The organism is Clostridium aestuarii (assembly GCF_026735135.1).
Taxonomy (GTDB): Bacteria; Bacillota; Clostridia; order Clostridiales; family Clostridiaceae; genus Clostridium_H; species Clostridium_H aestuarii.
Window position 1 is genome coordinate 151,108 of the sequence record NZ_JAPQER010000007.1, and the last position, 13,085, is coordinate 164,192.

The following is a 13,085-nucleotide window of genomic DNA, read 5'->3' on the forward strand; positions in this document are numbered from 1 at the left end:
TGTATTTTAAAAACGAATTATATTAATAATAACAATCGAAATAATAGATAATAGATGGAGGTACTTATGAATATTGAAGCAATTGAAACCTTTGTGCTTCTTGCAGAAAACGGAAATTTTACTAAAACGGCTGAAATGCAATATTTAGTTCAATCAACAATTTCAAATAGAATAAATGAACTTGAAAAGTACGTGGGAAAAGATTTATTTATAAGAAATAATAAAAATGTAAGACTTACACCATCAGGAAAGGCTTTTCTACCATATGCTAAAAGAATGCTTATGTTAAAAAAAGATGGAATAATAAAAGCTAGATCTATAGGAGTATATGAGGATAGATTAGCATTAGGATTAGTAGATTCTATATATAAGGGTATTATATCGCCAAGAATAAAAGAATATTTTTTAACATTTCCTAATATTGCGGTAAAACTTAAAGTTAATCATTCAGAAGAAATTATTAAACTATTAGGTGATGGTATATTAGATATTGGATTTGTTTATACAAAATCGAAATTAAGTAAATTTGAAGTTATTGATTTTTTAGAAGATGAGATAATCCTAGTAACAAGTCCTAAAAATAAAATAATAATTGAAGAAGAAATTTCTTATGTAGATTTAATGCAATTACCTTTACTTTATGCAGATTTAGGAGAAGATTTCTTCAAATGGTTAAGTAAACTGTTTGGAGATAGTCCATTACTAAAACTTTCAGTTGATGAAACTTCTTATGTAATTGATTTTGTTAAAGAAGGCTTTGGTTATGCATTTGTTACTAAATCCTATGTTAATAATGAACTAGAATCTGGGGAATTAAAACGTATAAGAATAAGAGATTCAATAATACCCAAAAGACAAATATATATGTTAATTAATAAAAATAAAAAAGATTCTATTGCAATAAAAAATTGGTTAGAAATGATATTGTAATGGTACTAAATGCTGAGTAGATTTTAAGTTTGATTATTTTCTTTAATTTGAATTAAAGGGGTTTGAATTATGAAAAAGAATTTAGTTTTGATATTATGTTTAAGTCTGATTTTCATTTTAGTTGGTTGTAATAGTGATAAAAAAGCAAATAAATCTATACAGTCTACTAAAATAAGTCCAAATGAACAAGTAGTAAAAGATAAAAATAATGTCTCTCAAAAAATAACTAAAGTAAATAGTAAAGTTAAATTGCATGGAGGCACTTATTTTGATGAGAGTTATTTCGGAGATACTATCTTAAAAGTAAAAAATTATTGTGAAGTTGTAATTTCTAATGTAACTAATACTTCTTTTGATTTTACTGTTTATGAAGTGGATAGGGAAACAGAAAATAGAAAGCTTATTTTTTTTACAAGTACAGCAGTTTTTACAGGAGATGGAGTGAAAGCTACTTTTTATGGAATTAATAATACTCTTCACTTTACATTTTCCACTGTAACAAACATAGAGATATCTGGATTTAAACCATTAGAAGGCAAGACTTATGTTAATAATGGGATAGCAGGACTTAAATTGTGTGAAGGCGCTTATAGGGATGAGAGGATTTTCGGAGGAGATCCTATTTTAAAAGTAAAAAATTATTGTGAAGTTGTAATTTCCAATGTAACTAATACTTCTTTTGATTTTACTGTTTATGAAGTAGATAGAAAAACAGAAAATAGAAAGGTTATTTTTCTTACAAATACAGCAGTTTTTACAGGAGATGGAACAGAAGCTACTTTTCATGGAAATAATTATACCCTTCATTTTACATTTCCAGACGATCATGGTGCATATCCTGTTGTAACAGACATAAAGATATCTGGATTTGAGCCATTGGAAGGTAAAACTTACGTTAATAATGGGATACCAGGGTATGAATTTAGGTGAATTACCATCACTTATAGAAGATGGTGGCTTCGTGGTCAATATTCCTAATGGAACAAGTTTACCCACGCTATTAAGGTCATTCCAACCTCTCTAGCAATGTATCTTTTATTACATTGCTAGTTTTAGTAGATTTTTACTTGCGTTTATATCTCTGTCCATTATCATTCCACATACAGGACAAATATAAGTTCTACAAGACAAGTCTTTTGTTTGACTTGATTTATTCCCACAATTAGAACACAATTGACTACTAGCATAATTAGATGGTGCGACTACTATTGTTCTTCCATACCATTTAGCTTTATATTCTAACATTGTTCTAAATTCATACCATGATACTTCACTTATTACTTTAGCTAATTTATGATTTTTTAACATATTACTTACTTTTAAGTCCTCAATAACTATAACTTGGTTTTCGTTAATTAATTGAGTACTTACCTTGTGCAAGAAATCTTTTCTTTGATTAGCTATTTTTTCATGCAATTTAGCAACTTTAAGTCTTGCTTTACGTCTATTATTACTACCTCTTTGTTTTCTTGATAAGTCTTTTTGAAGTTTTTTAAGTCTTTTTTCTGATTTTCTTAGCCACTTAGGATTACTAAAAAAATCTCCATTACTTGTTATAGCAAATTCTTTAAGTCCTACATCTACCCCAACTTTTTTATCTATTTTAGGGAGGTGAATATTTTCAGTATCAACTAAAATAGATACATAATATTTACCACTTGGTACTTGTGAAATAGTGCAAGATTTAATTAATCCATTGAATTGTCTATGTTGTTTTATCTTAATCATAGACTTTAGTTTAGGTATTTTTATTTTATTATTTTCAATATATACTGTTCCCTTTTGATTATTTGTAGTATAGCTATAATAATTAGTTCTCTTACTTTTGAACTTAGGAAAACCAACCGATTTATCTCTGAAAAAATTTTTATACGCTTTATCTAAATTTAATTGAGCATTAGCTAAAGCTAAACTATCTACTTCTTTTAACCAAAGAAATTCTTTTTTATATTGTGCAGGAGTTGGATATTTCACTTTCTTAATATCTAAATCCTTATTTTCCTCATATGATTTTATTCTATCTGCCAACATTTTATTATATATAAATCTAGTGCAGCCAAATGTTTTAGCTAGATATAATCTCTGTTCTGAATTTGGATATATTCGATATTTATAAGCTTTTAGCAACTCCCTCACCTCATTTCTTTCCTTGATTTTGAATATATTTTTTTATTACTTCTATAGGTGAACCACCTGTTGTAAGTAAGCAATAACTTCTTGACCAAAAATATTCTTTCCATAACTGCTTTTTTATTTGTGGAAACTCTTTTTTTATAAGCCTACTACTAGCACTTTTATAAGCATTTATAAATTTTGATAATTCACTATTGGGATGGGCTTTGAACAATACATGGACATGATTATTGTCATGTTCCCATGCTTCAATAGTTATATTGTAATTTGGACTTATTTTCTCAAATATTTCTTTTAGCCTACTGCTTATATCATTATTTATTACCTCTTTTCTATATTTTATGACTAATACAAGATGGTAATGTAATAAAAATACTGAATGATTATTTGTATCTAATTCCATTGACATCACTCTTTCCTGTTATTCACTACTGAATATATTTTAACATAAAAAAAATAATAGAAGCAAGTTTTAGATACACATTGATCTCCACCTTATTTTGTTGAAGAGGGAGACTTCTGCTAGTTACGTTAAAATATAATGCTTTTATATAGGACATACTTAAATATATACAGTAAATAATACGAGGAGATCAATAATGAAAAAGATATTAGTTTTATTATTAAGTTGTCTTATTTTAATTAGTTCATTAGTAGGTTGTAAAGGTAAGGTGGATACAAAAGAGCCAATTAGTGAACCAAAAGAAGAGAAGGAAGTGGTGTTAGGAGAACCAAAGATTTTAGAATTTGATTTAGGAGAAGTTACTTTACCACAAGCCCATGGACCAGAGTTTCCTGTTAGATTACATGGGGAAATAGGGGTTCCAAGTGGAGAGGGTAAGCATCCTATAGTGTTTGTGTTTCATGGGTCTCATCCTGTAACAAATATAGAAAAAGAAAGATATGACTTAGGGTTTACTTATTTGATTGAGAAGTTAGCAGCTAAAGGATATTTAACAGTTAGTATAAATGTTAATGCACAGTATGTTTTAGATTATTATGGTGAGCCTTTTCAGTATGAGAGATTAACTTCTATATTTAATAGCCATTTAGAATCTTTACAAAAAGCAATAAATGGGGAAGATGTAGGTTATGGAGTTGATTTAACTAAAAGAGGAGATACTACTCAAGTAAATCTTATTGGTCACTCTAGAAGTGGTCAGGGAATAGTTTATATATATGAAGATCAAGTTAAACGAGGTAATAACAATATAACTAGTCTTTTATCTCTAGCACCTTCCCTTGTAATTGCTAGGGATAGACCTTATCCAGATGTTCCTATGGGTGTAGTGTTGCCTGAACTTGATGGTGATGTTATACAGTTAGCCGGACAAGATATTTATGAAAAATTGCGCTTTGATGATAAACGTAAATCTTGGGCTAATGTTGTTTATCTATATGGGGCAAATCATAATTTCTTTAATGAAGAGTTATTAAAAGATGATGCAAAAAATGCTAAAAATGCTAAAAATAGAAGTGATTTTGATATACGATTATCAGATATAGAGCAGCGTGAATTTTTTGCAAACTATTCACTAGACTTTATGAATAAAGTTTACGGAAAAAAAGTAAGAGAAGGGTTTAGTGTAGGAGAAAATGCTCCAGGCAAAATGTATGGCTTTAAAGTCTTGACATCACTACATAAACCTGATTCACTAGTAATTGTTAGACCTAAAAAAGAAACTAATTTAAGTAATAGTTTAGGTGGAAAAATAGTAACTTCAAATATACAAATTAAAAATATTTTTGAATCCTCATTTTTTAAAGAAGATACTGCTGGACCATTTATTCTTCCAGGTATAAAAAAGGATTTAGATTTATTAAATATTTCATGGAAAAGTAAAGATGCTAGTGTTGGTATAACACTACCTGATGAGTTTAAAGATATTACTGGGTATGATGCTTTATCATTGTATTTGGCAGTAGATCCTTCAAATTCATTAAATAAAAGTGGCGAGAATCAATCTATGTCCTTAGAATTAGTTGATAAAAAGGGTAAGATATCTAAAGTTGTTTTAGATGCAAATACACCTGCATTACGTTATCACCCAGGTGAACTAGCATCTAACGAATACACTAGCTGGTGGTCTACTTTTACACCATTAAGTTCAGTAAGAATACAATTAGATTCATTTGAAGATGTTGATTTAAAAAATATAGAGAAAATTAATTTACTATTTGATCAAACTCCAAGTGGTAGTATTATGTTAGCGGAATTGTCACTAATGAAGAAATAATAGATATAAAACCAAGTATAACTTATATAACAAATAGATGTAAATAAAAATGTGACAGAAATAAAATTCTCTGTCACATTTTTATTTAATGCTATTTAGTTTAATATTATATGTTATTGATTTCTTCATTAAAAAACTGCAGTTGTAGCAAAACTATGAACCGTATCTTAAGTAATCCTAAACTTATTTAATTTTCCATATCTTTTGTTTGCTTTAATAAATTATAAGATACAAAAGTTCAAAAATTATAATTGTACTTTTCAGTTTAAAATAACTTTATCAAATTCTATATTGACAAATATATGATATACTACTATACTTTATAGTAGTATAATAAATGGTGGTGATTAAATTGTCTTCAATAAATTTAATAATACTTGGCTATTTACAGCACAAAGAGAAAAGTGCCTATGAAATGGTTAAAGAATTTGATATCTGGAATCTTACTAAGTGGCTAAAAATCAGTAACCCGTCAATTTATAAAAATATAATTAAACTATGCGATAATGGATATTTAAATTCAAGAACTGTTAAAGAAGGTGAAATGCCCGAAAAAACATTATATTCACTGAATGAAAAAGGAAATGCATACTTCAATGAATTAATGGAAGAAAGTTCAAAACATATAGGAAATGTTTATTTAGATTTTAATGCATTTTTAGTTAATATAGAGAATTTACCAGAAGAAAAAAGAAAAGAATACCTTAAAAACTTCAAAAACAAGGCAAAAGAACGTAGAGAGTTTGTGGAATCGGTTTATAATCACGAAAAACAGCACAATGAAAAATGTGGTTCTGAATTTCTCATATTAGATCTATATAACGAGTTCTATAACATTTTACAAAAATGGTCTGAAAAAGTTTTTGATTATTATAATTAATAATTTGATGTCTCTAATAAATCATTATATTGAGAGACATTTTTTTTGCCCAACTACTATACCTTATAGTAGTTTATTATACACTAATATATTTTATATTATTATTTAGGAGGTTTTTCGTATGAATAAAAAACATCAAAACATTTCTTTTGTAGCTATTATTTTAGGATTTTTCATGGCATTATTAGATACAACTGTGGTAAATATCACTTTGCCTAAAATGACCGAATACTTTAATACTACTATGGCTCATATTTCTTGGGTAGTAAATGCCTATAATCTAGCTACTGCAGTTATTCTAGTAACTGCTTCCAGATTGGCAGATCAATTTGGCAGAAAAAAACTGTTTATTGCAGGAGTATTTTTATTTACTATATCTTCACTGCTATGTGGTATTTCAAATTCCCTTCAATCACTTATATTATTTAGAACACTTCAAGGGCTAGCCGCAGCTTTTGTTGTGACTGTTGCAATTCCTCTTTCTGCTGAAATATTCCCACCAGAAAAGAGAAGAACTATTATGGCACTTTGGGGAGCTTTTGCCGGTCTTGCTGCTGCAAGTGGACCATCGATTGGTGGTATAGTAACTCAATTTTTTAATTGGAGATGTATTTTCTTTATTAATATACCTATAGGTTGTATTTGTATACTATTAACTATGAAATTCATAAAGGAATCTTATGACCCAACTGCAAGTAAAAGTATAGACTTTGGGGGAATTATAACAATCTCAATTGCTATGTTTTGCTTAACTTTCGCATTAATGAAGGCTAATGAAAAAGGCTGGACTTCAAGCTTCATCCTTTCTTTTTTTACAGTTTCTGCTATAGCGCTTATACTATTTGTTATTATTGAACTAAAAGTTAAGGAGCCCATGGTTCCTCTTAGTTTATTTAAATCTGTACCATTTACAAACGGCTCGATTACTCTATTCTTACTGGGACTTGGTATGATGTCTGGTACCTATTTGCTAGCTTTTTTCCTAATTCAGGTTAAAGGATTAAATCAACTGTCAGCAGGACTTATTATTTCAACTATGTCCTTAACTTCAATGTGTTTTTCATTATTAGCTCCTATTTTGACAAAAAAATTAGGCAGCAGATTTACTAGTGCATTGGGTATTCTTTTACTTTGTGTCTCTTGCTACTTAAATAGTTCTCTTACTCAAAATTCTTCAAATATAGATATTATTCTAAGATTAATTGTTGCTGGTTCTGGTACGGGCTTAAGTATGGCAACACTAATAGGTTCTACAATGGCTAACGTTCCTGTAGACAAAATAGGAATAGCTTCTGGAATAAATAATATGACAAGAACACTTGGAACTGTACTTGGAGTTGCCTTATTTTTAACTATATTTACGTCAAATATGAATACCCAGATGTCTGATGCTAAAGACTCTGTTGTGCAAACAATACAGAATGACACTGTATTTGATAATAAAACCAAGCTGCAGATGATTTCTTCTATCAAAGCAGGTAGTAATAAAAGAGTTAGTCTTTCAGAAATATTAAACAAAATTGATAAAAAAGAAACTGCTGTGCTAGCATCTTCTACAGCGATGGATGAAAATAAAATCAAAGAAAGTTTTCAAGCTCAAAAGAAAGAAATAAAAAAAATAGTACCTAATATCCAAGATACCTTTTTGACCTATATTGTTAAAGCTTTTAGTTTTACATTTAAAATGAGCGCTATAATTCTTTTACCAGGTATACTTTTTGCATTATTCAGTGATAAAAAGAGAAATCCTGATATAAAAAATAAGCAGTTTGTTAAAAACACAAATAATGCTTCAGTAAGCTAATAAATCTAAGAAGTTAGGAATTTTAAAGTGAAAATTCCTAGCTTCTTTTTGTTTTAGTTTAATATGGTATAATTGGGAATAGGTTATTGTTGTATAATTTAAAGAAATTGTGTATTAGAAAGCTAAATGCATTAAAACATACTCGTAATATATTGTGCATAATATGATATGTTCAACAATAAATTGATGAGGAGTTGAAAATAATGAAAACTATTGTAGTCTATAAATCAAAAACAGGGTTTGTAAGGAATTATGCAGAATGGATTGCAGAAGAACTATCAGCGGATATTTTTGAGGTTTCAAAAGTTAATATCAATATGTTAACAACATATGATACCGTGGTTTATGGTGGTAGTCTGCATGCAGTGGGTATTATTGGTGTCAAGTTCATTACGAAAAACATTGATAAACTAAAAACCAAAAGATTAGTTGTTTTTGCTTCGGGGGCTTCTCCATCAAGTGAAAAAGTAATAAAGGAAGTTAGGAACAAGAATTTTACTTTAGATCAACAAAAACATATTGAGTTTTTCTATTTGCGAGGTGGGTTTAACTATAATAAACTACCACCTTTTGATAAAATGCTTATGACATTATTGGGTTGGAAAATAAAAATTAAAAAGAAGCAGAAAAAAGAATTAATACCTGATGAAATAGGTATGCTTGACTTTTTAGAAAACCCAGTAGATTTTACGAAAAAAGAGAATATAGATGAAATAGTTAGTTATATTAATTCATAATGTAAGAAAAGTGTAGCAATATAAGAGTTTGGAAAGGAGTGATTACATATCAGTAGGCCAAACAAGTCAAAGACTACAGAATTTTTCTTTATATATATCAGTAGTTTAATGGTAGGAAATCTTTTAATTTATGGTATTGATAAAATTGGTGTTTTAAATGGACAAAATTCTATGTCTATCAATGATTTTATTGTATTGAATGTTATTGTAGTTGGATTAGGTATTTTGATTCCATTTTTAATGGATAATAAAAGATTTAATAAATTTATCAATAAGATACTCTAGTGATATTACAATAATCTATCTTTCTTTGGCGAGAGGACACCCATCCTCTATAGGTGGGTGGTGAATCGTTGTCTTTTTATTTTAGGCTCTGTTTTAAACCAGTGTTGATAATAGAACGTATAAAAGTGGACAAGTTAATTTGTCCACTCTACTTCTTAATCCTAATAATTTAAGATTGTTCATAAATTCTAATTGATAAATTGGAATTTATATATTTCGGCTTATCTTCAAACTGAGCACAATAAAAATCAAAACTAATCAAAAAACTTCCCCTTATAAAAATTCTCATTGTCAAGTTTCTTTGCCGTCAGCCTGAACATGACGCAGCCATCTGGGCATACAATATCCTTGCTATATTTACCATTGCCTCCAATGTTCTCTAAATCTCCGCCACTTCTGACCGCCTCCATGATTGGAAACATAATCATCATAAGTTTGGAACAGATACCCTGTCCATCCGAATTTATGGGACAGCCATAGGTGCAGGTATACTTATCCCCCACTTCCTCGCCGTTTCGGCAGTACCGCTCTGTATGGTCACTGCGAAGAAACCCAGTTACCTCAATTTCAAATTCGTACTCCTCATCATACCATTTTTTCATGATTAACCTCCAAATTCTAATTTATCGAACAGTTTAATAAACAACTCACTTGCATAATAATACGATTGTTCAACACTTTATATTGTTATTATACACAATTTATGGATTATAATTCCAGTAATTATGCAAATAAAATTCAATTTATACAAATGTAGGTTTTATTCTCTTAAAATATACTTTAACTTAGTTGAAATTTGATATAATAGGAATTGTTGTATAAATCAAATCATAATTTAATGTATTATCAAATGTATTAAATATATATATAATATGGGGATTAGAGGTGAATGAAAGTGGAAATAGGATCAATTTTTTTATCTGGAATTTTTCTTTTTGTTATTATTTATTTTGCTGTTAAATCAGCAATTAGTCCATTGTTAGATAAACATGATGAAGTTATTACAGACAATGAAGACTTTGGACTAGTTAAATTACAAGAGATAGGAGTATTTAGTGATAATGAACTTAAAGAGGTAATTAAAATATACAATAATAAAAGCTTAAAAAAGAGAAATTGGGAGCAGTATCAAAAATATGAAAAAGTATTAAGGATATTGAAAGAAGAGGGATATTATACTGATGAACAGTATTTTAGCAAGCTAGATAAACTAAAAAATCATTTTAAAGTAGATTAATAAAGGAGTGAATATTATGCAAAAGATTAACTTAATAAATAAATATAAGATTAAATCTGTTTCTATAGAGAATCATAAGAGTATTGAAAAACTATGTAAGGAATGTTCAGATTATTATATACTACATAATGGGAAAATACCGTCTAAAGAAGATACAGATGAAATATGTACCGCTCTACCTCCAAATAAAAGCTATGAAGATAAATTTGTTTTAGGAATATATAAATTTGATAATGAATTAGTTGGTATAGTTGATATTGTAAAAGATTTCCCAACTATTGGAGAGTGGATGCTTGGATTAATGCTTATTAAACCAGAAGAAAGAGGCAATCGGTTAGGAAAAATTGTACATGAAGCATTAGTTGGATGGGCAATTGATTTAGGAGCTACTTCATTTAGAATAGGAGCAATTGAAGATAACTATAAGGGTATTAACTTTTGGACTACTTTAGGATATACAAAGGTTAAAGAAGTTAATATGGATTTTACGGAAAAATCACATATAGTAAATGTTATGACTTTGAAAGTACAATGAATAAATAAATTTATACAAGGGGATGCAAAAAGTGCTTATATTTAGTGCTGTTATTACATTAATAATAACAGGGATAGCAGGTTATTTAGGAAAACTGAAGGTTAAAACATCCAAAGATTTTATTGTTGGTGGAAGTAAATTTGGGGTTATAGGTGTTACAAGTATGCTTATGGGTTCTATAATAGGAGGAGCCTCAACAGTAGGAACTGCCCAAATGGCATACAATAGAGGAATCGGAGCTATGTGGTTTATATTTGGGGTTTCTCTTGCGAGTATAATACTAGGTTTAATTTATTCAAAGCAAATCAACAAAAAGTCTTCAGAAACATTACCTCAGATTATTGGTAATACCTATGGTGAAAAAGCAAGGACTACATCCAGTATTTTATTATCTATGGGAATGTTTATTCATGTTAATGGACAGATTATAGCTTGTATTGCATTGTTTACTGCGTTATTTGGAATTAGTGTAACGAAAACAGCTGTAATAGTTGTATGCCTTCTTGTAATCTATGTAGTGTTTGGAGGATTTTGGGGAAGTACAATGGTAGGAGCTATTAAAACAATTCTTTTATACGGTACAAGTTTGATTTGTGGATATATAATAATAGTTAAATTAAATGGAATTAGTGAAATAAGTACCTTCTTTCCTAAAAATCCATGGTTCAATTTGTTTAGTGGAGGAATATCAGAAGATTTAGCTGCTGGATTTGCTACAGTGGTAGGAATACTATCAACTCAGACTTATTTTCAAGCTATAATGGCAGGAAAGAATTCTAAAACCTCAAGAAGAAGTGCATTTTTAGTAGCATTTATGGTTTTACCAGTAGGAATAGTATGTACATTTATAGGTATGTATATGAGAGTACATCATCCCAATATTGCTCCAAGGGAAGCGTTTCCTTTATTTTTGGTAAACTATCTAAATCCTGTTATAGGTGGAATTTCCATCGCAACTGTATTGATTTCTTCTATAGCTACAGGAGCAGGATTAACATTAGGAATTGCAACCATGTTTGTTCGCGATGTGTATAAACAAATTATCAATACCAAAGCAAATGATAAAAAACAGCTTTTTATATTAAGAGCAACTATAATTTTTATAGGATTTATCACATTGATAGTGGTAATTAATAATAAAGGAACTATGATATTAGAATGGGGATTTCTTTCTATGGTATTTAGAGCAACACCAGTATTTATACCAGTTACAGCTGCAATGTTCTTTAAATCGAAAATTAAACCGGAAGCTGGTATATATTCAATAATAGCAGCTCCTCTTGCTAGTATTATATGGATTTTGATGGGATTTGAAAAAGTAAGTTCTATATATATAGGACTAATAGTAGGTACTGTTATAATTATATACATGAGTAAATCAAAGGGAAGAAAATATCTCTAAAATATTGAGATAGAGATATTTTCACCTTTTGATAAATCCATAGATTTCCCTTTTAATCTAAATTCCTCTGTGTGATTTTTATTATCCGTAGTAGTATATTGTATATTTACATAAATATCATCTTCTAAATTTAACTCTATAGGTTTTGAAGATGTTTCACTTGCATGTCCTAAGTCAATTTTAGTATCATTTAAAATATTGATATCAGCGTTATCCATAACTTTATGTATTACAGAATCTAAGTGATTTTTGACTTTCTTATCTTTTCCTTTGGTTGTAATATTTATCTCTAAATAGTTTACATTCAATGATTTATTGCCTACATATTCTAAAAGACCACCATTAAAATATCTCTTATTTCTTGATAAAAGAAGTATTCCATCTTTAAGTTTCCAATTAGTATTCTCACCTTTTAAAAGGTAAATATTTTGAACACTATATTTTAAGTTGTGTTCATATTCATTAGATTTACGTTTGTAAAAATATATGGTAATTAGGTTACTTATAATCAACAAACTAATTACTGTTTTAAAAACATACTTTTTTCTCATTTAATCTCTCCCAAAAACTTGTTTTATAGTTGTGTTTAATTATATCATAGAAAATAGCTTTGTTATATAAATTTATGTAATTATACATTTCATTTACAGTAATAGGCATTATATCCTTTGAAAGGAGCACTTACCCCTAAATAAAAAATAAGTTTCTTCAAAATTTTTTTATAAATGCTTGACTCGTACCTTAGGGGAAAGAGTATCATAATATATGTACTCCAGAAGTGCACAAAAGGAGGAAAGAACATGTTCAAAATAGGAGATTTTGCAAGGTTTAATAAGGTAACAGTAAAGACATTAAGACATTATGAAAAAGTTGGACTTCTCATGCCTATATATGTAGATCAGTAT

Annotated in this window: 15 protein-coding genes; 11 read left to right on the top strand and 4 right to left on the bottom strand. The window is 28.7% G+C overall.

Annotation, left to right across the window (positions count from 1 at the left end; genetic code table 11):
* Nucleotides 1-66: 66 nt before the first annotated feature.
* Nucleotides 67-930, top strand: a complete 864-nt coding sequence (locus OW763_RS14495; protein WP_268041948.1) for a LysR family transcriptional regulator — start codon at nucleotides 67-69, stop codon at nucleotides 928-930.
* A 69-nt stretch (nucleotides 931-999) separates the two neighbouring features.
* Nucleotides 1,000-1,860 carry a hypothetical protein gene (locus tag OW763_RS14500; RefSeq protein ID WP_268041950.1) on the top strand — a complete coding sequence of 287 codons (861 nt, stop codon included), beginning with the start codon at nucleotides 1,000-1,002 and terminating at the stop codon, nucleotides 1,858-1,860.
* A gap of 108 nt (nucleotides 1,861-1,968) precedes the next feature.
* On the opposite strand, the gene tnpB is transcribed toward OW763_RS14500, so the two are convergent.
* Together tnpB and tnpA are read right to left on the bottom strand one after the other, a co-directional pair.
* The gene (gene tnpB / locus OW763_RS14505) at nucleotides 1,969-3,057 is read right to left on the bottom strand and encodes an IS200/IS605 family element RNA-guided endonuclease TnpB (RefSeq protein WP_268041952.1); all 1,089 of its coding nucleotides are present in this window, start codon (nucleotides 3,055-3,057) and stop codon (nucleotides 1,969-1,971) included.
* A 10-nt stretch (nucleotides 3,058-3,067) separates the two neighbouring features.
* The gene (gene tnpA, locus OW763_RS14510; RefSeq protein WP_268041953.1) at nucleotides 3,068-3,466 is read right to left on the bottom strand and encodes an IS200/IS605 family transposase; all 399 of its coding nucleotides are present in this window, start codon (nucleotides 3,464-3,466) and stop codon (nucleotides 3,068-3,070) included.
* 196 nt (nucleotides 3,467-3,662) lie between these two features.
* Here tnpA and OW763_RS14515 point away from each other — a divergent pair, with 196 nt between their 5' ends.
* The 5 genes from OW763_RS14515 to OW763_RS14535 all read left to right on the top strand — a co-directional run bounded on the left by OW763_RS14515 (nucleotide 3,663) and on the right by OW763_RS14535 (nucleotide 9,006).
* The gene (locus OW763_RS14515) at nucleotides 3,663-5,300 is read left to right on the top strand and encodes a dienelactone hydrolase family protein (RefSeq protein WP_268041955.1); all 1,638 of its coding nucleotides are present in this window, start codon (nucleotides 3,663-3,665) and stop codon (nucleotides 5,298-5,300) included.
* 352 nt (nucleotides 5,301-5,652) lie between these two features.
* A complete protein-coding gene (locus tag OW763_RS14520; RefSeq protein ID WP_268041957.1) occupies nucleotides 5,653-6,180 on the top strand; it encodes a PadR family transcriptional regulator in 528 nt (175 codons plus the stop codon).
* A 121-nt stretch (nucleotides 6,181-6,301) separates the two neighbouring features.
* Complete coding sequence (locus OW763_RS14525) at nucleotides 6,302-7,984, top strand: MFS transporter (protein ID WP_268041959.1); 1,683 nt, start codon at nucleotides 6,302-6,304, stop codon at nucleotides 7,982-7,984.
* Between the two features lie 203 nt (nucleotides 7,985-8,187).
* The gene (locus tag OW763_RS14530; RefSeq protein WP_268041961.1) at nucleotides 8,188-8,721 is read left to right on the top strand and encodes a flavodoxin domain-containing protein; all 534 of its coding nucleotides are present in this window, start codon (nucleotides 8,188-8,190) and stop codon (nucleotides 8,719-8,721) included.
* A 108-nt stretch (nucleotides 8,722-8,829) separates the two neighbouring features.
* Entirely contained in the window at nucleotides 8,830-9,006 is a 177-nt protein-coding gene (locus OW763_RS14535) for a hypothetical protein (RefSeq protein ID WP_268041963.1), read from the top strand.
* Nucleotides 9,007-9,260: 254 nt separating this feature from the next.
* Here the strand turns inward: OW763_RS14535 and OW763_RS14540 are convergent, their stop codons facing one another.
* Nucleotides 9,261-9,608, bottom strand: coding sequence for a TIGR04076 family protein (locus OW763_RS14540; RefSeq protein WP_268041965.1), 348 nt, complete (start codon nucleotides 9,606-9,608; stop codon nucleotides 9,261-9,263).
* 287 nt (nucleotides 9,609-9,895) lie between these two features.
* Here OW763_RS14540 and OW763_RS14545 point away from each other — a divergent pair, with 287 nt between their 5' ends.
* The 3 genes from OW763_RS14545 to OW763_RS14555 are packed head-to-tail and all read left to right on the top strand — an operon-like array spanning nucleotide 9,896 to nucleotide 12,180.
* On the top strand, nucleotides 9,896-10,243 hold the full coding sequence (locus OW763_RS14545) for a hypothetical protein (RefSeq protein ID WP_268041967.1): 348 nt from the start codon (nucleotides 9,896-9,898) through the stop codon (nucleotides 10,241-10,243).
* A 16-nt stretch (nucleotides 10,244-10,259) separates the two neighbouring features.
* Entirely contained in the window at nucleotides 10,260-10,778 is a 519-nt protein-coding gene (locus tag OW763_RS14550) for a GNAT family N-acetyltransferase (protein WP_268041969.1), read from the top strand.
* Between the two features lie 31 nt (nucleotides 10,779-10,809).
* Nucleotides 10,810-12,180 carry a sodium:solute symporter family protein gene (locus OW763_RS14555; protein WP_268041971.1) on the top strand — a complete coding sequence of 457 codons (1,371 nt, stop codon included), beginning with the start codon at nucleotides 10,810-10,812 and terminating at the stop codon, nucleotides 12,178-12,180.
* On the opposite strand, the gene OW763_RS14560 is transcribed toward OW763_RS14555, so the two are convergent.
* Nucleotides 12,177-12,731, bottom strand: coding sequence for a hypothetical protein (locus OW763_RS14560; RefSeq protein ID WP_268041973.1), 555 nt, complete (start codon nucleotides 12,729-12,731; stop codon nucleotides 12,177-12,179). The genes OW763_RS14555 and OW763_RS14560 overlap by 4 nt on opposite strands.
* Before the next feature lie 249 nt (nucleotides 12,732-12,980).
* On the opposite strand from OW763_RS14560, the gene OW763_RS16990 reads away from it, so the two are divergent.
* The coding region (locus OW763_RS16990) for a MerR family DNA-binding transcriptional regulator (RefSeq protein ID WP_268041989.1) at nucleotides 12,981-13,085 on the top strand (105 nt) is incomplete at its 3' end.

Bases quoted from the DNA above. Each gene is read 5' to 3' on its own strand.
- OW763_RS14495 (WP_268041948.1), top strand. From the start codon at position 67: ATGAATATTGAAGCAATTGAAACCTTTGTGCTTCTTGCAGAAAACGGA.
- OW763_RS14500 (WP_268041950.1), top strand. From the start codon at position 1,000: ATGAAAAAGAATTTAGTTTTGATATTATGTTTAAGTCTGATTTTCATT.
- tnpA (WP_268041953.1), bottom strand. From the start codon at position 3,466: ATGGAATTAGATACAAATAATCATTCAGTATTTTTATTACATTACCAT.
- OW763_RS14515 (WP_268041955.1), top strand. From the start codon at position 3,663: ATGAAAAAGATATTAGTTTTATTATTAAGTTGTCTTATTTTAATTAGT.
- OW763_RS14525 (WP_268041959.1), top strand. From the start codon at position 6,302: ATGAATAAAAAACATCAAAACATTTCTTTTGTAGCTATTATTTTAGGA.
- OW763_RS14530 (WP_268041961.1), top strand. From the start codon at position 8,188: ATGAAAACTATTGTAGTCTATAAATCAAAAACAGGGTTTGTAAGGAAT.
- OW763_RS14535 (WP_268041963.1), top strand. From the start codon at position 8,830: ATGGTAGGAAATCTTTTAATTTATGGTATTGATAAAATTGGTGTTTTA.
- OW763_RS14540 (WP_268041965.1), bottom strand. From the start codon at position 9,608: ATGAAAAAATGGTATGATGAGGAGTACGAATTTGAAATTGAGGTAACT.
- OW763_RS14545 (WP_268041967.1), top strand. From the start codon at position 9,896: ATGAAAGTGGAAATAGGATCAATTTTTTTATCTGGAATTTTTCTTTTT.
- OW763_RS14550 (WP_268041969.1), top strand. From the start codon at position 10,260: ATGCAAAAGATTAACTTAATAAATAAATATAAGATTAAATCTGTTTCT.
- OW763_RS14560 (WP_268041973.1), bottom strand. From the start codon at position 12,731: ATGAGAAAAAAGTATGTTTTTAAAACAGTAATTAGTTTGTTGATTATA.